Genomic DNA, 18,213 nt, shown 5'->3' with positions numbered 1-18,213 from the left:
CTGGATCAGGCGTCACGCCCGTACCACCGCGTGAGAATCCCCGGCCGTTCGGTTGATCAGCCGGGGATTCCCCTGCTATCTCTGCCGTATGACCACCGACTACGCTCCGGACGCCACCGACTGGCGCATTCTCGAAGCACTCCAGTCCGAGGGCCGGGCCAGCTTCGCCGAACTGGCCCGCGCCGTGTCGATGTCGCCGTCCGCGGTGACCGAGCGGGTGCGGCGTCTGGAGGAGGCCGGGGTGATCGCCGGGTACACGGCGATCGTCGACCAGGACCGGCTCGGTCTGCCCGTCCTCGCCTTCGTACGGCTGCGCTACCCGCACGGCAACTACAAGCCGTTCCACGACCTCCTCGCCACCACGCCGGAGGTCCTGGAGGCCCACCACGTGACGGGTGACGACTGCTTCGTCCTCAAGGTCGCCGCCCGTTCCATGAAGCACCTGGAGGAGATCTCCGGGAAGATCGCCACGCTCGGCTCGGTGACGACGAGCGTCGTCTACTCCTCGCCGCTGCCCCGGCGCTCCATCAGCCGCTGAGCGCGTCCCCGCCGGTGCGCAGCCGCACCGCCGAGCCGTGCCGGGCCTTGACGACCTCCAGTTGGGCCGGGATGCGGCGGCGCAGGTCGCCGACATGGCTGACGATGCCGACGCTGCGGTCGCGCTCGCGCAGCGAGTCGAGGACGTCGAGGACCTCGTCGAGCGTCTGCTCGTCGAGGCTGCCGAAACCCTCGTCGATGAAGAGGGTGTCGAGCCGGACGCCGCCCGCCTCGTCCGTGACGACGTCGGCGAGGCCGAGGGCGAGGGCGAGGGAGGCGAAGAAGGTCTCGCCGCCGGAGAGCGTGGCGGTGTCGCGCTCGTTGCCCGTCCAGGCGTCGACCACGTGCAGCCCGAGTCCGGCCCGCTTGCCGCCGGAGCGCGCGTCGGAGTGGACGAGGGTGTAGCGGCCGGAGGACATGCGCTGGAGGCGGGCGGTCGCGGCGGCGGCGACCTGTTCGAGACGGGCGGCCAGGACGTACGACTCCAGGCGCATGCGGCGCTCGTTCTCCGCGGACGTGCCGGCGGTGAGGGCGGCGAGCCGGGCCACCCGGTCGTACTCCTCTCGGAGCGGCCCGAGCCGGCGGACCTCGGTGCCGGCCTGCCGGGAGAGGCCGGTGAGGCCGGTCGCCCGCTCGCGGGCCGCCGCCAGGTCGGACGCGGACTGCCGGAGCGTGCGTTCGGCCGCCGCGTGGGCGGCCCCGGCGGCCGCCGGATCGGCGGGCGGGAGGGCGGCGGCAGCGGCGGCACCGGGTTCGGCGAGCCGGTCCGCGACGGCGGCCGCCTCGGCCTGCCAGGCGTCCACGCGCTGCTGGAGGCCGCGGCGTTCGGCCTCGCCGACGAGGGCGTCGCGGGCCTCGGCCGGGGTGGCGAAGCCCGCGCGGTAGGCGGCGTCGGCGAGCCGGTCGTCGGCTTCCTTGAGGCGCTGCGCCGCCAGTTCGGCGGAGCGTACGGTCGCGGCGGCCTCGACCAGGACGGTGATCTGCCGCTCCAGGCGCGTGGCGTGCTCGGCCACGCTGCCGTACGCGCCGCGTCCGCGCGCGAGTTCCTCGTCGAGCGTGGCCCGCTCCCCTTCCAGCGCCTCGCGGCGCGAGGTGCGCGCGGCGACCCGCCGCTCGGCCTCCCGCTGCGCGGAGACCCGCTTCTCGTACTCCCGCTCGGCCCGCGCGAGCGCCTCCCGGGCGCCGTGCGTCTGCCCGGCGAGCGCGTGCGCCGCTCCGTGCAGGCGCGTCAACTCCTCGACCTCCCGGGCGAGTTCGTCGACCGTCGGGTCCGCGGCGGTCACGCCGGTCACCGCCGTCGTGGCCGTCGTGGCCGACGTACCGGAGTCGTCCGCCGCCGGGAGGACCTCCGCGCGGGCCGCGGACCAGGCCTCCCGGGTGACGGCCAGCTCGCGTTCGACGGCGGTACGGGCCTCGTCGGCGCGGGTGTAGGCCGCGTAGGCGGCGTCCTCCGTGGCGCGGTCGACGTGGCCGGCGGTGGTGCGGGCCGGCGCCGGGTGGGCCGTGGAGCCGCAGACCTGGCAGGCGTCCCCGTCGGTGAGGGTGGCGGCGAGTTCGGCGGCGATGCCCCGCAGCCGACGGGACTTGACGTCGAGCCAGGTCTCGTGCGCGGTGTTCCGGTGCTCGCGGGCATCCGTGAGCCGCGCCTCGGCGGCCGCGGTGTCCCGCGCCAGGGCGTCGCGGCGGCGGGCCGCGGCGAGGCGCCGGCGGGCGGGCTCCAAACGCCCGGCGAGGTGCTCGGCGCGGGCGGCGGCGTCCGTGGCGGCCTCGACGCGCTCGGCGAGGGCGGCCCTGCGGGGTTCCCAGTCGGCGAGCCAGCCGGCCGCGTCCTGGAGCGCGTCCTCGTCGGCCCGGGCCTCGCGTGCCAGGGCGGCGCGCTCCTCGGCGAGCGCGGCGGCGCGACGCTCGGCGCGGCGGGCCGCGTCGAGTCCGCCGAGCTCTCCGCGCAGCCGGTGTTCGAGGGCGGAGAGGTGCTCGGCCCCCTCGTCGGCGAGGTCGGGGGGCAGGAGGGCGCGGGAGCGTACGCGGGCCTCGTGCGCGGTGGCGTGCTCGCGCTCGGCGTCCTTGCGCAGTCCGAGCGCGGGAGCGACGCGCTCGGCCTTGAGGGAGCGGTCGAGGGCGGCCTGGTGGCGGTCGCGCTCGGGGGCGCGGGCGGTGAGCTGCTCGCGGCGCCGCAGCGCCTCGGCGTGCCGGGCCTGACGGTCGGCGAGCTCCTTCTCGGCGTCGAGTGCCTCGCGGGCGGTGGCCTGTCCGTGTTCGGCGGCGGCGAACCGTACGCCGGCGATGTCGAGGGCCTCTCGGGCCTCGGTGCGGGCGACGGCGGCCCAGGTCAGGACGGCCTCGGCGAGGCCGGGGTCGCCGGGACGCCCCTCGACGGGACTGCGGGCGGCGTCCAGGCCGCCGGCGGCCTGCGTCATGCGGTGGGCGAGGGTGAGGAGCCGCTCGTCCCCGTCCCGTACCTGCTGCTCGGCGGCACGCCGGAGGTCGGCGAGGCGCTCCTCGACGGCGGCGAAGCGGCGGGTGTCGAAGAGGCGGCCGAGGAGCTTGCCCCGGGCCTCGGCGTCGGCGCGCAGGAACTTCGCGAAGTCGCCCTGCGGGAGGAGGACGACCTGGCAGAACTGCTCACGGCTCATGCCGACGAGCTGGGTGATCTCCTCGCCGATCTCCTGGTGGGAGCGGCTGAGCCCGGCCCACTCGCCGGTGGCGGGGTCGTACTGACGGAGCCAGGTCTGGGCCTTCTCGGTGGTGAAGCCGCCGCCGCGCTTCTTGGGCCGCTGCTGGGCGGGGCGGCGGGTGATCTCCAGGCGCCGCTCCCCCACGGTCAGTTCGAGGAGGACCTCGGTGTACGTGCCGACGGCGGCGTGGTCGCTGCGCAGGGAGGCGCCGGGGCTCTGGCGGACGCCGGGCACGCTGCCGTACAGGGCGAAGCAGACGGCGTCGAGGACGGAGGTCTTCCCCGCGCCGGTCGGGCCGTGGAGGAGGAAGAGGCCGGCGGAGGAGAGGGTGTCGAAGTCGACCGTCTGCGTGGTACCGAACGGCCCGAACGCGGTGATCTCCAGGCGGTGCAGCCTCACCGGCCCACCTCGCGCTCGGCCGTGTCGACCCGTACGTCGTCGAAGGCGCCGTACAGCACCGTCCGCTCCGGGCCGTCGAGCCCGGCGCCGCCGCGTACGTGGGCCACGAAGTCCTCCGCGATCTGCTGGTCGCTGCGGTCCCGGAGCCGCTGGGCGTAGGAGGCGTCGGGGCCGCCCTCGGCGCGCTCCGGGTCGAAGACGAGGTTCAGGGTGTGCGGGAAGCGCTCGACGAGCCGTGCCATGGGATCGGCGGGGCGTACGGGGTCGGTGAGGGTGGCCTCGACCCAGGACTGCTCGTGGGGCGCGAGCGCGGGATCGTCGAGGAGGTCGTCGAGCCGTCCCCGGATCCGGGCGAGGGGGCGCGGGACGGGGCAGTCGACGCGCTCGGCGGCGAGGACGGCACCGCCCGCGCCCAGGTCGACGAGCCACATCGTCTTGCGGTGGTCGGCCTCGGAGAAGGAGTACGCGAGCGGGGAGCCGGAGTAGCGCACCCGCGGGGTGAGGGTCTGGCTGCCGTGGAGGTGGCCGAGGGCGACGTAGTCGACGCCGTCGAAGACGCCGGCGGGGACGGCGGCGACGCCGCCGACGGTGATGTCCCGCTCGCTGTCGCTGGCGGCGCCGCCCGCCACGAAGGCATGGGCGAGGACGACGGAGCGGGTGCCGGCGGGGCGGCCCGCGAGGTCGGCGCGGACCCGGTCCATGGCGGCGGCGAGGACGGCCTCGTGCCCGCCCTTCGGGGCGCCGAGCTGTTCGCGCACGAGGGCCGGTTCGAGGTACGGCAGGCCGTAGAGGGCGACGTCGCCGTGGGCGTCGGTGAGGACGACGGGGGTTCCGATGCCGGCCGGGTCGGTACGGAGGTGGATGCCCGCCCGCTCGATCAGCCCCGCGCCGACGCCGAGGCGGCGGGCCGAGTCGTGGTTGCCGGAGATCATGACGGTCGGCACGCCGGCCTCGGCGAGGCGGTGGAGGGCCGTGTCGAAGAGCTCGACGGCGGGCAGCGGCGGCACGGCCCGGTCGTAGACGTCACCGGATACGAGGACGGCGTCGACCCCGTGCGCGTGGACGGTCGCCACGAGGTGGTCGAGGAACGCGGCCTGGGCTTCGAGGAGCCCGACGCGGTGGAAGGACCGGCCGAGGTGCCAGTCCGAGGTGTGCAGGAGCCTCACGATGCCGTCCCACCCCGCATGTGTCCCGCTCCTCGCCGCCCGTTCCCGTCATGTGCGCCCACCACGCTATCCCGGCCGGAGGTGTGGGTGGGCCCGTACGGGATTCCGGCCGCGAGCGCCGGCGGTCGCGGCCCCGCTCAGGCGTCCCCGTACGCCTCTCCGCCGAGTGCGAGCAGCGCCGTGCCCGCCGTGGTGTCGGCGAGCCAGGCCCGGAAGGCGGGGACGTCGGCGTCCGGGAGACCGATCTCGATCGTGACGGCCTCCGCGTACCGCACGTCCCGGACGGCGCGGCCGGTGGCCCGCAGGTCGTTCTCCAGCTTCCCGGCCCGCTGGTGGTCGACGGTGACGGTGGCGAGCCGGAAGCGCTGCCGGGTCACCGTGCCGAGTTCGTCGAGCGCCTCGCCGACCACCCCGCCGTACGCGCGGATGAGCCCGCCCGCGCCGAGTTTCACGCCGCCGTAGTAGCGGGTGACGACGGCGGCGACGTAACGCATCTCACGGCGCAGGAGCATCTGGAGCATCGGGACGCCCGCCGTGCCGCCGGGCTCGCCGTCGTCGCTCGCCTTCTGCACGGACGCGTCGGCGCCCAGGACGTACGCGAAGCAGTTGTGCGAGGCGCTGGGGTGCTCCTTGCGGATGCGCGCGACGAAGTCCTGCGCCTCTCCCTCGTCGGCGACGGGGGCGAGCGCGCAGAGGAAGCGCGAGCGGTTGATCTCGGTCTCGTGCACACCCTCGCGGGCGAGGGTGCGGTACTGCTCCTGCATCCCGCCAGCCTACGTTCCGTCCGCCTCGTACTCCCCGGCGGCCGGTTCGGGGGCGTCCGCCAGGCCCGCGTAGGGCAGCGCGCGCAGCGCGAGGGCCCAGCCGAGGCGGGCCTCGCCGGACTCGCTGGAGCGACCGGTGAGCTCGGCGATGCGGCCGATGCGGTTGAGGACGGTGTTGCGGTGGCAGTAGAGCAGTTCGGCGGCCCGGGCGGCCGAACAGCCGTGGTCCAGCCAGACCCGGAGGGTGGTCAGGAGCGCGGCCCGCTCGCCGCCGGTGGCGAGGACGGGCCCGAGGTGGACGGTGACGATCCGCTCGGAGATGTCGGCGCGCCCGCTGAGGAGCACCTGCGCGAGCCTGTCGTCGAAGGCGGCGACCTCCCCGCTGCCCGCCGGGAGGGTACGGAGGGTCTGCTCGGCGAGTCGGAGGGCGCGGCCCGCGTGGGAGAGCCGCTCGAACTCCGGGGAGATCCCGGCGGTCGCGCCGGTCAGCTCCCGCAGGACGTCCAGGAGGGCCCGCGCCGCCGGGTCGGCGGAGCCCCGGGGGCCGGCGACCGGCCTGCCGGGCGGCGTGTCGCGGCGCGGCAGCCGGACGATCCCGGCGTACCGGCCGGAGCGGGGCCGCCAGAACGACCACATCCCCTGTGCCTCCAGGACGGGCGCGAGGTGCGGCGGGGCGGCCGGGTCCTGGGCGGCGACCACGACGACGTACCGGTCGCACGCGGGGATGCCGAGCGCGGCGGCCGCGGCCGAGGCGACGGCGGGATCGTCGGCGCGGCCGTCGAGCAGCGCCTCGAAGAGGGCGACGCGCCGGGTGTCCTGGCGGCTCTGGAGCTCCAGTTGGGCGAGCCGGTACTCGTCGGCCATCGCGACGGAGTAGCGGTCGATCGTCTCCCAGACGCCGCCCGCCATGTCGAGCTCGACGTCCCGGCTGTCGGCCTCCCGGCCGGCCCGGTTCCTGAGGTGCTCGGCCATGACCTGCCAGAGGACCCGGCCGCCGCGCCGGTACGCCTGGAGGACGGTGTCGAGGGGGACGCCCTGCTCGGCGCGGCGGCGACCGGTCTGGCGGGCCGCCCGCTCGAAGTCGCCGCCGGTCGGGGCGAGGCCGCCGAAGTCCTCCAGGGCGCGCAGGAGGTTGTCGCGGCAGATCTCCCAGAGGTCGTCACGGGTGACGGGGGCGTCGGAGGCGTACGTACCGGAGTGGGCACGGATGTCGTCGACGGCCCGGTCGGTGAGCCGGTCCACGTCGGCGAGCATCGTCGTGGAGAGGGCGCGCCGGAGCGCCCCGGACCCGGCGTCGGACCCCAGGGGCGTATGGGCTCCGCCGGAGCGCGCGGAACCGGCGCGCGAGGCGCCGGGCCGGACGGGGGCGGGGGCGGGCCGGACGGGGACGGGCCGGACGGGGGCGGGCCGGGCGACGGCGGGGCGGACGGGGGCGCCGGCGGCGGGTCGGGGCTCGCCGGGGCGTGGGGCCTCGGCAGAGTCGTGACAGTCCGGGTCGAGGGCCTCCGGGCGCGGGTCCGGGCGCCGGTCCGGGCGGAGGGCGTCCGCGCGCGCGGCCGTCGCGCGGGGTTCGCCGCCGGGGCGGGGGGCGGCCGGGCTGTGCGTCATGGCTCGCACCGTAGCCCCGGGATTTGGCGAATGCCACGGGTCGCGCACGGCAGTGGTGCCGGTGCCCACCTCGGTACGGCACATGGTGGGCACCTGCACATGGCATCCGGGCGGTGCGGCGGCGGATTCTGTGCCGTGTCAGCCGATCGTCGACAGCGCTGTTAACCCGGCGTCTCTGGAGCCCTTCATGTCACTGAGCGTCGCCGGTGTCCTCGGCGAGTCCGCCCGCCACTTCCCCGACCGGATCGCGGTCGTCGAGGGCGCGGCCCGGCTCACCTACAGCGAGCTGTGGACGGAGTCGCTGCGCTGCGCCGCCGGGCTGCGGGAGGCGGGCCTGAAGCCGGGCGACCGGCTGGCCGTGCTGCTGCCGAACACGACCGAGTTCCTGCGCGTGTACTACGGCGCGCTCGCGGCCGGCGTGACCGTCGTGCCGGTGCACGCGCTGCTCGTCGCCGACGAGGTGCGGTACGTCCTGGAGCACAGCGGCGCGGTGGGCGTCGTGAGCGGCGGGCCGCTGTGGGCGGTGGCCGACGAGGCCGCGCGGGCGGCCGGAGTGCGCGCGTTCCAGGGTGCGCCCTCGGCGGCCGAGCCGCTGGAGGCGAGCGAGCCGGCCGATCCCGGGGACGTCGCCGTGATCCTCTACACGAGCGGGACGACGGGCCGCCCCAAGGGAGCGCTGCTGACGCACCTCAACATCGTCATGAACGCCTCGGTGGCCGCGCAGGACCTCCTCGGGCTCGGCGAGGGCGAGGTGGTCCTCGGCTGTCTGCCGCTCTTCCACAGCTACGGCCAGACCTGCGCGATGAACGGGACGCTGCGCGGGGGCGCGACGCTCGTGCTCATGCCCCGGTTCAGCGGCCCGGCGGCCCTGGAGGTGCTCGCCGACGAGGGCGTGACGGTCTTCATGGGGGTGCCGACGATGTACCACGCGCTCGTGGAGGCCGCCGCCGTCTCCGACCGGCGTCCGTCGGCCCTGCGCGCCGCCGTCTCGGGCGGTGCCGCCCTCCCGGTCGCCGTCCTGGAGCGCTTCGAGGAGACCTTCCGTACGCAGGTCCTGGAGGGGTACGGCCTGACGGAGACCTCGCCGATCGCCACCTTCAACCAGCCCCACCTCGGCCGCAGGCCGGGGACGGTCGGACACCCGGTGTGGGGCGTGGAGGTCGGGATCGCGGACGCGGCCGTGGAGGGGGAGATCCTGCTGCTCCCGGACGGCGACGTCGGCGAGGTCGTGGTACGCGGGCACAACATCTTCGCGGGCTACCTCGACGACGCGGAGGCGACGGCGGCGGCGATCGTGGACGGCTGGTTCCGCACGGGAGACCTGGGCGTCCTGGACGAGGACCGCTTCCTGCGGATCGTGGACCGGAAGAAGGACCTGGTCATCCGGGGCGGCTTCAACATCTACCCGCGCGAGGTCGAGGAGGTGCTCGTCCGTCACCCCTCGATCTCGGAGGTCGCGGTGATCGGCGTCCCCGACGACGCGAAGGGGGAGGAGGTATGCGCGGTGGTGGTACGCCGGGACGGCGCCGCCCCGCTCTCCGAGGAGGAGCTCGTGGAGTGGTCGCGGGAGCGCCTCGGCCGCCACAAGTACCCCCGGATCGTGCGTTTCGTGGAGGCGCTGCCGCTCGGCCCGACCGGGAAGGTGCTCAAGCGCGCGCTGGTGGTGCAGCCTGGGCCGGACTACCCCGTCCCGGTCGGCCTCGCGCGTCCGGACGGCACGCTGACCCATCATCCGGACGGTGTGATCACCGTCGACCCGAGGAGGGGCTGAATCGATGGCGGAGAACGCTTCGGACGTTTCGGAGCGGGTTCAGGGTGGTCCTGATGCCCGTACGCGGGGCGGGGCGCTGCGCGGCACCCTGAAGGACGGCGTGGCCGCCTTCCTCGGCGTCCCCTACGCGCAGGCTCCCGTCGGGGCGCTGCGCTTCCGCGCGCCGGAACCGGCCGCGCCCTGGGAGGGGGTCCGGGAGGCGACGGCCTTCGGGCCGACGGCGCCGAAGCGCCCGTACTCCCCGCCGCTCGACGCGCTGCTCCCCGACCCCGACGTGGCGGGCGACGACTGCCTCAACCTCAACGTGTGGGCGCCGTGGGACTCTTCGGGACCGGCCGCGCCGGTCGACGCGGAGGCACCCGGGACGGGGCGACCGGCGGACCGCACGCCCCGGGCCGGGCGGCGGCCGGTCATGGTCTGGATCCACGGCGGGTCGCTGATCCACGGCTCCTCGGCGGTCCCCGTCTACGACGGCACCGCCTTCGCCCGGGACGGCGTGGTCCTCGTCTCGGTCAACTACCGGCTCGGCGTCGAAGGGTTCGGGGTCTTCCCCGACGCGCCCGCCAATCTCGGGCTGCGCGACCAGATCGCCGCGCTGACCTGGGTACGGGAGAACATCGCGGCCTTCGGCGGGGACCCGGAGCGGGTCACCGTGTTCGGCGAGTCGGCCGGCGCGATCTCGATCGCCGCGCTGCTGGCCTCGCCGCTCGCGAAGGGCCTGTTCCGGCGGGCCGTGGTGCAGAGCGGCGCGCCGATCGCCCAGCCGCTCGCCACCGCGCGCCGGACCACGGAGGCGGTGGCCGCGCGGCTCAAGGTGCCGGCGACGGCGGAGGCGTTCGCGCGCGTGGACCCGGAGCTGCTGCTCGCGGCGCAGACCGAGGTGACGGGCAAGGGCTCGCCGCTCACCGGCGGGCACTCCTTCCAGATCGCCGTGGACGGCGAGGTCCTGACGCGCGATCCGGCGGAGGCGCTCGCGGAGGGCGCGTCGGCGGAGGTGGACCTGCTCATGGGCACGACCACCGAGGAGTACCGGCTCTGGTTCGTGCCGAGCGGAGTCACCGACCGGGTGGGGCCCTGGGTGCAGCGGCTCCTGCTCCGGAAGGCGAAGGTGCCCGCCCGTACGGCGAAGGTGTACCGAGCGGGCCGGCCGCGGGAGAAGCCGGGCGAGGTCCTGGGCGCGCTCGCCACGGACAAGCTGCTGCGGATCCCGCTGAACACGCTCGCGGACGCCCGGCTGCGCTCCGGGGCGCCCGCCGGAACGTATCTGTACGAGTTCGGCTGGCGCTCTCCCGTCCTGGACCTCGGGGCCTGCCACGCGCTCGAACTCGGCTTCGTCTTCGACACGCTCGACCTGCCGGAGACCCGCGCGCTGACCGGGCCGGAGGCTCCGCAGGAGCTGGCGACGGCGATGCACGCCGCCTGGGTGGCCTTCGCCGCGACGGGCGAGCCGGGCTGGCGTCCGTGGGACCCGGCGCGTCCGGTGATGACCTTCGGTCCGGGCCTTCCGTCCCTGGTCGAGGCGCCGCGCGAGGCCGAACGGCGCGCCTGGGGGTCCGTGGACACGCGCTGAGGCACCGGCCGGGAATCAGGGCACGGCGCCGCTCGTTGACCTCGGAGACGGGCCGCACCGACGAGAGGCAGCAGCAGCGATGAGCGTCGACTCCACGACCACCGAGCCGACCGACGAGCCGACCGGGGAGCCGGCCGCGTACTCCGCGTCGGAGACGGTGCGGCGGATCCTGACGGCCACGGGCGACACCTGGGCGGTGGTGGGGCTCTCCGGTAACCAGGCGCGGGCCGCGTACGGCGTGGCGGGCGTGCTCCAGCGCTTCGGCAAGCGGATCGTCCCGGTCCACCCGAAGGCCGAGACGGTCCACGGCGAGAAGGGCTACGCCTCCCTCGACGCCATCCCGTTCCCGGTCGACGTCGTGGACGTGTTCGTGAACAGCGAGCTGGCGGGCGCGGTCGCCGACGAGGCGGTCGCGATCGGCGCCAAGGCGGTCTGGTTCCAGCTGGACGTGATCGACGAGGCCGCCTTCGCCCGCACCCGTGAGGCGGGTCTGGACATGGTCATGGACCGCTGCCCCGCCATCGAGATCCCCCGCCTCGGCTGACGAGGGCGGGTCCATGGGACCCGTCTCAGGCGACGACCGGGACGCCGAGGCCCTCCAGGACGACCGCGCCGGGGAGTTGGGCGAAGGCCTTCCCCGGCACGATGAGCTTTCCGCGCCTGCGGCCGCTGCCGACGAGGACCCACTCGGTGTCCACGACGGCGGCGTCGACGAGGAGGGCCCAGTCGGCCGGGAGGCCGATCGGGGTGATGCCGCCGTACTCCATGCCGGTCTCGCCGGTCGCGGTGTCCATCGGCGCGAACGAGGCCTTGCGGGCGCCGAGGTGCTTGCGTACGGCGCCGTTGACGTCGACCCGGGTCGCGGACTTCACCACGCAGGCGGCCAGGGTCGTCGTCTCGCCCCGCTTGCCCGCGACCACCACACAGTTGGCGGATTCGTCGAGCAGAGCGGGCCCGTAGTGCTCCAGGAAGACGGCGGTGTCGGCGACGGCCGGATCGGTGTCCACGTACACGAGGCGGTCGGCCGGTACGGGGCCGTGCCAGGCGCGGAGGGCGGCGGCGACGGGCCCGGTCAGCTCGTCGAGGCAGTCGGGGGCGGGACGGGCGTCGTCGAAGTCTCCGATGGGTGCGCGCATGCCGTCACGCTAACCATCGGAGCCCGGATCGTGGATGCCCGTCTCAGCGTGCGGGCGGGATGGAGACGGCCATCGTCATCTCGACCGGCTCGTCGCCGTCGTTGCGGTAGGTGTGCGACACGTTGGCCTCGAAGACCGCGGACGTACCGGCCGGCAGCGGGTGCTCCCCCTCGTCGACGACGAGGGTGAGGACTCCGGCGGTGACGTGCAGGAGCTCGGTGGTGCCGTCCGGGTGCGGGTCGGAGGCGCTTTCCTCGCCCGGCATGAGGGTCCAGGCCCAGAGTTCCAGCGGTCCGCGTGCCTCGGTGCCCACCAGGAGGGTGTTGTGGCTGCCCGCGGCGGTGGACCACATCCGGACGGCCTGGCCGGGCGGGACCAGTCGGACCTGGGCGCCCTGCTCGTAGTCGAGGAGGGTCGTGATGGAGACGCCGAGGGCGTCCGCCAGCTTCACGGTGGTGCCGACGCTGGGGTTCGTCCTCGCCTGTTCGATCTGGATGATCATGCCCCGGCTGACCCCGGCCCGGGCGGCGAGCGCGTCCAGGGTGAAACCCCGCTCCTTGCGCCAGCGCTTCAGGTTCCGGGCGAGCGACTGCGTGAGCTGATCGAGGTCCGACACATTCCGTCCAATATTTTGGATGACAGAGTTCACTGCACTGAACTACGGTGAGCTGTACCCGACTGTTCACTGCACTGTACTGCGTGCCGCCGCGCGCGACTGCGAGGATCGATGACCGCCCTGTTCGCCCTGGCCACCGCCCTGCTGTGGGGCCTCGCAGACTTCGGCGGCGGACTGCTCACCCGCCGGATACCCGCCCTCACGGTCGTCGTGGTCTCCCAGACCCTCGCGGTCCTCGTCCTCGGCGCCCTCGTCCTCGCGACCGGAGCGTGGACCGAGGCGGGCCCCCAGCTCTGGTACGCGGTCGGGGCCGGCGTCGTCGGCCCGGCGGCCATGCTCGCCTTCTACAAGGCGCTCGCCCTCGGCCCCATGGGCGTGGTCTCGCCGCTCGGTTCGCTCGGCGTCGTCGTCCCCGTCTCGGTCGGTCTGTTCCTCGGCGACCGGCCGGGACTCGTCCAGCTCGCCGGCGTCGTCGTGGCGATCGCCGGCGTGATGCTCGCGGGCGGTCCCGAGCTGCGCGGCGCCCCGGTGCAACGCCAGGCGGTCCTGCTCACCCTGTTCGCGGCCTTCGGCTTCGGCTCGGTGATGGCCCTCATCGCGGAGTCCTCCACCACCGTCACCGGCCTGTTCCTCGCTCTCCTCGTCCAGCGCGTCACCAACGTCCTGGTGGGCGGCGGCGCCCTGTACGTCTCCGTGCGCCGGGGCGGCCGAGCCCTCCCCGAGGGCGGCCCCGCCGTCATCCGCGCGGCCCTCCCGGCCCTGGCCTTCGTCGGCCTCGCCGACGTCGCGGCCAACGGGACGTACGCGATCGCCGCCCAGCAGGGGCCGGTCGTGGTCGCCGCGGTCCTCGCCAGCCTCTACCCGGTCGTCACGGCCCTGGCGGCGTTCGCGTTCCTCAAGGAACGCCTCCGCCCGGTCCAGGCGGCCGGTGCGGCCCTCGCCCTCGGCGGCACGGTCCTCCTGGCCGCGGCCTGACCGACCGCGAGGAAGCTCTAGGAGGACGTGCCCGCCTGTTCGACCGTCCTCTGTTCGACCTCGGCCTGTTCGAGCTCGGCCTGTTCGACCTCCCAGGCCGCGAGCGCGGCGAGCTGTTCCGGCGTCACGTCGCTTGGGATCGGCTTGGGGGCCGGGGTGCGCAGCGGGGGCTGCCAGCCGTGCTCCGGGTCCCAGCTGCGGACGACCCTGGCCGGGGCGCCGGCCACGACCGAGTGGTCCGGCACCTCGCCGCGGACGACCGCGCCGGCGGCGACGACCACGTTCCGGCCGATGCGCGCGCCGGGCAGGATCACCGCGCCGGTGCCGAGCCAGCAGCCGGGGCCGATGGAGACGGGCTCCGAGCGGGGCCACTGGCGACCGATGGGCTCGTCCGGGTCGTCGTAGCTGTGGTTGGTCGAGGTGATGTAGACGTACGGGCCGCAGTAGGTGTCCGAGCCGATGGTCACCGTCGTGTCCGCGATGACGTGGCTGCCACGGCCGAGGACCACGCCGTCCCCGAGGGTCAGGACCGTCTCCGCGCCGAGGTCGAGACCCGGCAGCATCCCCGCCGTCAGCGTGACCTGTTCGGCGATGATGCAGCACTCGCCGATCTCGATCCACCGCTCGCCGAAGACCGTGCCCTGCGGGAAGGCGAGGCGGGTCCCCGCGCCGAGGCGGCGGAAGCGCAGCTTTCCCGGGTGTTCGGCGGTGACGGAGCCGGCTTGCTGCGCCCAGCGCCAGGCGCCCTGTACGGCGCCGGCGACGGCCCTGCGCCGCCAGGCTGCGAGGGAGGAGAACGTGTTTCTGTTCCTGGGCACCCGGCCACGGTAGTCGGCGCCGTCGTACCTGATCAGTGCGGTGCGCTGTGATGTCCGTCATGGGCACGGCATAGGGTGCGGCCGGGGGCCACCCCCGGGCGTGACACGAGCGGCTGACGATCAGGAGCGAACCATGGCAGAGGCGTTGATCAAGGGTGTGGGCGGTAAGGAGCCGCAGATCGACCCGACCGCGTTCACGGCCCCGACGTCCGTGGTGCTGGGCGAGGTGACCCTCGGTGCCCGCGCCAGCGTCTGGTACCACACCGTGCTGCGGGCGGACGGCGGTCCCATCGCGATCGGCGAGGACTCCAACATCCAGGACAACGCCACGGTCCACGTCGACCCCGGCTTCCCCGTCGCGATCGGCGCCCGGGTGACCGTCGGCCACAACGCGGTCCTGCACGGCTGTGTGATCGAGGACGACGTGCTCGTCGGCATGGGCGCGACGGTCCTCAACGGGGCGCGGATCGGCGCGGGGTCGCTGGTCGCCGCCCAGGCGCTCGTCCCGCAGGGCATGGAGATCCCGCCGGGTTCGCTGGTCGCGGGCGTCCCGGCGAGGGTCCGCCGCCCGCTCACGGAGGAGGAGAAGGCGGGCATCAAGCTGAACGCCGAGGTGTACCTGCTGCTCGCCAAGGGCCACGCGGAGGCCTTCGAGGACTGAGCCGGATCACGAAGACCGGGCCACGAAGAAGGGCGGCCCCCTTCGCGGGTGCCGCCCTTTCGCGTCTGTCTCAGTCCCCGGCTTTCGCGTCCGTCGTCAGTCCCCGACGGCGACCGGCTCGGGCTCCACGACGTCCTGCCGCTCCGCCGCCGCCTTCTTGGCGCGGTTCTTGATGATCAGCATCGAGGCGACGCCGATCAGCACGGCGAGGACGAGGCCCAGCCAGGAGAAGCGCTTGAGCCAGGCCTCGGCGACGATGCCGACCGAGTAGATGACGGCCGTGGTGCCGCCGGCCCACAGGATGCCGCCGAAGACGTTGGCGATGAGGAACTTCCAGTACGGCATGTGCAGGACGCCCGCGAGGGGTCCGGCGAAGATGCGCAGCAGGGCGATGAAGCGGCCGAAGAAGACCGCCCACATGCCCCACTTCTGGAAGGAGCGCTCGGCGAGCGCGACGTTGGCCTCGCTGAAGTGTTTCGGGAACTTGTTCCCCAGCCAGGCGAGCAGGGGCCTGCCGCCCCTGCGGCCGATGGCGTAACCGATCGAGTCGCCGATGATCGCGCCGGCGATGGCGCAGCCGCCGAGCACCCACGGGTTGATGTCGCCGTGCTGCGAGGCGAGCAGCGCCGAGCTCACGAGAACGATCTCGCCGGGCAGCGGGATGCCCAGGCTCTCAAGACCGATCACCACGCCCACCAGCGCGTAGATCGCGACCGCCGGGATCGTCTCCAACCATTCCTGCACGTGCAACGCGGTTCCTCCCGTATCGGCCGCCGGCGTGCACCGCGTCGGGCACGCCGGGGCAGCCTACCCGGTCAGGAGGGGCGGACCTCGACGCCGAGGGTGAGGCCGGGGTCGGCCGAGGAGGCACCGACGCGGACGGTCCGGCGGCCCGTGCCGAGCAGCCAGTCGTGCCGTGCGGTGTCCCAGGAGGACAGGGTGCGGGCCGTGACGTGGACGGTCACCCGCCGCCGTTCGCCGGCCGTGAGTTCCAGGCGGCGGTAGCCGGCGAGGACGGAGTGCGGCTGGTCGACGCCGAGGGCGGTGAGGTCCGGGGAGGGGCCGACGTAGACCTGGGCGACCTCGACACCGTCCCGCCTGCCGGTGTTGCGGACGGTGAAGGTGACGTCGAGCCCTCCCGCACCGGCCTCCGCACCGGGGCCGACGGTCAGGTCCTCGTACCGGAAGGTCGTGTACGAGAGCCCGTGCCCGAAGGGGAAGAGCGGGGTGACGCCCTGCGCCTCGTACCAGCGGTGGCCGACGTGGACCCCCTCGCCGTACTCCTCCACCCCGTCCACGCCCGGGTAGCGGCGCGGGTTCCCGGCGGTGGGGTGACGGTCCTCGGCGGCCGGGAAGGTCTGGGTGAGGCGCCCGCCGGGGTCGGCGTCGCCGAAGAGGACGGCCGTGGTGGCGGCAGCGCCCTCCTGCCCGGGGTAGTACATCTGGAGGACGGCGGCGGTCCGTTCCAGCCACGGCATGGTGACGGCCGACGAGGTGTTGAGGACGACGGTGGTGCGGGCGTTGGCCGCCGTCACCGCCTCGATGAGGGCCTCCTGGTGGCCGGGGAGGGCGAGGCTGACGCGGTCCTGGCCCTCGGTGGCGTCCTCGTAGGCGAAGAGCACGACGCTGTGCGCGGCGCGCGCGACCCGTACGGCCTCGGCCAGGTCGGCGGCCCGGGTCGCCCCGGTCACCGCGCGGAGCCGGAAGAGCTGCCCGGCGGGTCCGCCGCGGGCGGTGACGGTCAGCTCGTGCGGTCCCGCGGCGAGCCGCAGGGTGGTGCGCCGGACGTGGAGCCCGTCGGGCGCCCGGCCGAGGAGGCCGCCGGCGAAGTACTCGGCGACGCCCTGCTTGACGGGGAAGAGCGCGGTGCCGTCGAGGGTGACGGTGGGCCTGGGGCCGCTGTAGTGGACGAGGAAGGTCCACTCGTCGGGGTCGGTGGCGGTGAGCGTGACCGTACGGGTCCAGGTGGCGCCGGCGGCGACGTTGACGCCTTCCAGGTCGACGGCGGGTGACAGCGGCGGCAGTGGCCGTCCGAAGAGGTCCTCGCCGAGGGCGTACGCGACGGAACCGTCCTCCCCTGCCCTGGCGTGGATCGTGTCCAGGGGTTTCGCCGCGGCGTCGGGCACGACGTGGGCGCTGCCGCCGCCGCTGACGAACGGCACGGTGGCCGTGGGGCCGATGACGGCGAGGGAGCGGGCGGCCGGGGCGGTGAGCGGCAGGGCTCCGCGCTCGTTGCGCAGGAGGGTCGCGCCCGCGGTGGCGACCCGCAGGGCGAGCCGGGCCCCGGAGGCGGCGTCCCTGGCCGGGCGCGACGGCGTGTCGTCGAGGAGCCCGAAGCGCTCCCGTACGGAGAGGACGCGGCGTACGGAGCGGTCGACCGCGGCCTCTTCGATCCGGCCCGCGCGGACGGCGTCCCGGAGCGCGGCGCCGTAGCGGGAGCCGCCGGGCATCTCCATGTCGAGTCCGGCGGCGAGCGCGGGGCCGGTCGTGTGGACGGCGTTCCAGTCGCTCATGACCCAGCCGTCGAAGCCCCAGCGGTCCCGCAGGACGGCGGTGAGCAGGGTCGCGTTCTCGGCGGCGTGGACGCCGTCGACCTTGTTGTACGCGGCCATCACGGCACCGGCCCCGGCGGCCACGGCGGCCTCGAAGGCGCGCAGCTCGGTCTCGTGCTGCGTCTGTTCGTCGGCGCGGACGTCGACGGTGGTGCGGTCGCGTTCCTGGTTGTTGAGGGCGAAGTGCTTGACGGTGGCGACGAGGCCCTCGGCCTGGATCCCGCGGATCTCCTCGGCGACGAGGTCGGCGGTGAGGAGCGGGTCCTCGGAGAAGGTCTCGAAGTTCCGTCCCGCGTACGGGGTGCGGATCAGGTTGGCCATGGGAGAGAGCAGCACGTCCTGGCCGAGGGCGCGGCCCTCGCGGCCGATGACCCGGCCGTAGGCGCGGGCGAGGCCGGGGTCGAAGGCGGCGGCGAGCATGACGGGCGCGGGCAGCGCGGTCGCGGTGCGCCGGACGCGGATCCCGGCGGGCCCGTCGGCGAGCCGGAGGGGCGGGATGCCGAGCCGGGGCACGCCGGGGACATGGCCGGCCTGGCCGAGGCTTTCGGGGTCGGTGGCGCCGTGGAGGAGGGAGACCTTCTCGTCGAGGGTGAGCCGGGCGAGGAGTTCGTCGACCCGGCCGGCGGCGGGGGCACGGGGGGTCGTCCGCCGGGGCCGCGTACCGGCCGCCGCGGGCGAGGCGGCGACCGCGAGGGCGGCGCCGCCGGTGAGCGCGAGCAGCAGCGCCCGCCGGGACGGCCGCGGACCGCGCCGCCGGGACGCGGTGGGGGCGGCGGGCGCTGGTTCCGCCGGGGCGGCGAGGTCGGGTGACGGTTCGTCGGACACGCGGCGGCTCCTCGGCACGGGGTGCGGGCCCGGCCCGGATGCGTCCGTGCCCTGACCGCACTATGCGTGACGGAACACCCGTTTCCGGGGCGGCGGCCCGGAACACGACCGCCCCGCACCCGAAGGGGGGTGCGGGCGAA

The 18,213-nt window shown here is 75.0% G+C and carries 15 protein-coding genes; 6 read left to right on the top strand and 9 right to left on the bottom strand.

Going from position 1 to position 18,213, the window contains the following annotated elements; all coding sequences use genetic code 11:
* The first annotated feature begins 88 nt into the window (after window positions 1–88).
* The gene (locus tag ACFWWU_RS06505; RefSeq protein ID WP_384139820.1) at window positions 89–538 is read left to right on the top strand and encodes an Lrp/AsnC family transcriptional regulator; all 450 of its coding nucleotides are present in this window, start codon (window positions 89–91) and stop codon (window positions 536–538) included.
* Here ACFWWU_RS06505 and ACFWWU_RS06500 read toward each other — a convergent pair.
* The 4 genes from ACFWWU_RS06500 to ACFWWU_RS06485 all read right to left on the bottom strand — a co-directional run bounded on the left by ACFWWU_RS06500 (window position 528) and on the right by ACFWWU_RS06485 (window position 7,149).
* Entirely contained in the window at window positions 528–3,611 is a 3,084-nt protein-coding gene (locus ACFWWU_RS06500) for an AAA family ATPase (RefSeq protein ID WP_384139818.1), read from the bottom strand. The genes ACFWWU_RS06505 and ACFWWU_RS06500 overlap by 11 nt on opposite strands.
* Entirely contained in the window at window positions 3,608–4,777 is a 1,170-nt protein-coding gene (locus tag ACFWWU_RS06495; protein ID WP_384139815.1) for an exonuclease SbcCD subunit D, read from the bottom strand. The genes ACFWWU_RS06500 and ACFWWU_RS06495 overlap by 4 nt, the downstream gene beginning before the upstream one ends.
* Window positions 4,778–4,914: 137 nt before the next feature.
* Window positions 4,915–5,541: a YigZ family protein gene (locus tag ACFWWU_RS06490; protein ID WP_384139812.1), complete on the bottom strand. Its 627-nt coding sequence runs from the start codon at window positions 5,539–5,541 to the stop codon at window positions 4,915–4,917.
* Between the two features lie 9 nt (window positions 5,542–5,550).
* Window positions 5,551–7,149 carry a PucR family transcriptional regulator gene (locus ACFWWU_RS06485; RefSeq protein ID WP_384139809.1) on the bottom strand — a complete coding sequence of 533 codons (1,599 nt, stop codon included), beginning with the start codon at window positions 7,147–7,149 and terminating at the stop codon, window positions 5,551–5,553.
* 187 nt (window positions 7,150–7,336) lie between these two features.
* On the opposite strand from ACFWWU_RS06485, the gene ACFWWU_RS06480 reads away from it, so the two are divergent.
* From ACFWWU_RS06480 to ACFWWU_RS06470, 3 genes are all read left to right on the top strand, one after another.
* Entirely contained in the window at window positions 7,337–8,920 is a 1,584-nt protein-coding gene (locus ACFWWU_RS06480) for a long-chain fatty acid--CoA ligase (RefSeq protein ID WP_384139806.1), read from the top strand.
* Window positions 8,921–8,924: 4 nt separating this feature from the next.
* On the top strand, window positions 8,925–10,490 hold the full coding sequence (locus tag ACFWWU_RS06475) for a carboxylesterase/lipase family protein (protein ID WP_384139803.1): 1,566 nt from the start codon (window positions 8,925–8,927) through the stop codon (window positions 10,488–10,490).
* A gap of 79 nt (window positions 10,491–10,569) precedes the next feature.
* On the top strand, window positions 10,570–11,034 hold the full coding sequence (locus tag ACFWWU_RS06470) for a CoA-binding protein (RefSeq protein ID WP_384139800.1): 465 nt from the start codon (window positions 10,570–10,572) through the stop codon (window positions 11,032–11,034).
* 25 nt (window positions 11,035–11,059) lie between these two features.
* On the opposite strand, the gene ACFWWU_RS06465 is transcribed toward ACFWWU_RS06470, so the two are convergent.
* Window positions 11,060–11,626 carry a YbaK/EbsC family protein gene (locus tag ACFWWU_RS06465; protein ID WP_384139797.1) on the bottom strand — a complete coding sequence of 189 codons (567 nt, stop codon included), beginning with the start codon at window positions 11,624–11,626 and terminating at the stop codon, window positions 11,060–11,062.
* Between the two features lie 43 nt (window positions 11,627–11,669).
* Window positions 11,670–12,242 carry a helix-turn-helix domain-containing protein gene (locus ACFWWU_RS06460; RefSeq protein ID WP_384139794.1) on the bottom strand — a complete coding sequence of 191 codons (573 nt, stop codon included), beginning with the start codon at window positions 12,240–12,242 and terminating at the stop codon, window positions 11,670–11,672.
* 111 nt (window positions 12,243–12,353) lie between these two features.
* Here ACFWWU_RS06460 and ACFWWU_RS06455 point away from each other — a divergent pair, with 111 nt between their 5' ends.
* Window positions 12,354–13,217 carry an EamA family transporter gene (locus ACFWWU_RS06455; protein ID WP_384139791.1) on the top strand — a complete coding sequence of 288 codons (864 nt, stop codon included), beginning with the start codon at window positions 12,354–12,356 and terminating at the stop codon, window positions 13,215–13,217.
* 17 nt (window positions 13,218–13,234) lie between these two features.
* Here the strand turns inward: ACFWWU_RS06455 and ACFWWU_RS06450 are convergent, their stop codons facing one another.
* Window positions 13,235–14,035, bottom strand: a complete 801-nt coding sequence (locus ACFWWU_RS06450) for an acyltransferase (protein ID WP_384139788.1) — start codon at window positions 14,033–14,035, stop codon at window positions 13,235–13,237.
* Between the two features lie 133 nt (window positions 14,036–14,168).
* Between ACFWWU_RS06450 and ACFWWU_RS06445 the strand changes: the two genes are divergently transcribed.
* On the top strand, window positions 14,169–14,696 hold the full coding sequence (locus ACFWWU_RS06445) for a gamma carbonic anhydrase family protein (RefSeq protein ID WP_384139785.1): 528 nt from the start codon (window positions 14,169–14,171) through the stop codon (window positions 14,694–14,696).
* 96 nt (window positions 14,697–14,792) lie between these two features.
* Here ACFWWU_RS06445 and ACFWWU_RS06440 read toward each other — a convergent pair whose 3' ends face one another.
* Window positions 14,793–15,446: a DedA family protein gene (locus ACFWWU_RS06440; RefSeq protein ID WP_384139783.1), complete on the bottom strand. Its 654-nt coding sequence runs from the start codon at window positions 15,444–15,446 to the stop codon at window positions 14,793–14,795.
* A 65-nt stretch (window positions 15,447–15,511) separates the two neighbouring features.
* Complete coding sequence (locus ACFWWU_RS06435) at window positions 15,512–18,073, bottom strand: beta-glucosidase (protein ID WP_384139780.1); 2,562 nt, start codon at window positions 18,071–18,073, stop codon at window positions 15,512–15,514.
* Window positions 18,074–18,213: the final 140 nt, after the last annotated feature.

Source organism: Streptomyces sp. NPDC058650, assembly GCF_042717315.1.
Classification (GTDB): Bacteria; Actinomycetota; Actinomycetes; order Streptomycetales; family Streptomycetaceae; genus Streptomyces.
Note: the sequence above shows the minus strand (reverse complement) of the source record. Positions and strands in the feature narration are given on the sequence as shown.

Bases quoted from the DNA above. Each gene is read 5' to 3' on its own strand.
- ACFWWU_RS06505 (WP_384139820.1), top strand. From the start codon at position 89: ATGACCACCGACTACGCTCCGGACGCCACCGACTGGCGCATTCTCGAA.
- ACFWWU_RS06490 (WP_384139812.1), bottom strand. From the start codon at position 5,541: ATGCAGGAGCAGTACCGCACCCTCGCCCGCGAGGGTGTGCACGAGACC.
- ACFWWU_RS06485 (WP_384139809.1), bottom strand. From the start codon at position 7,149: ATGACGCACAGCCCGGCCGCCCCCCGCCCCGGCGGCGAACCCCGCGCG.
- ACFWWU_RS06480 (WP_384139806.1), top strand. From the start codon at position 7,337: ATGTCACTGAGCGTCGCCGGTGTCCTCGGCGAGTCCGCCCGCCACTTC.
- ACFWWU_RS06475 (WP_384139803.1), top strand. From the start codon at position 8,925: ATGGCGGAGAACGCTTCGGACGTTTCGGAGCGGGTTCAGGGTGGTCCT.
- ACFWWU_RS06470 (WP_384139800.1), top strand. From the start codon at position 10,570: ATGAGCGTCGACTCCACGACCACCGAGCCGACCGACGAGCCGACCGGG.
- ACFWWU_RS06465 (WP_384139797.1), bottom strand. From the start codon at position 11,626: ATGCGCGCACCCATCGGAGACTTCGACGACGCCCGTCCCGCCCCCGAC.
- ACFWWU_RS06455 (WP_384139791.1), top strand. From the start codon at position 12,354: ATGACCGCCCTGTTCGCCCTGGCCACCGCCCTGCTGTGGGGCCTCGCA.
- ACFWWU_RS06445 (WP_384139785.1), top strand. From the start codon at position 14,169: ATGGCAGAGGCGTTGATCAAGGGTGTGGGCGGTAAGGAGCCGCAGATC.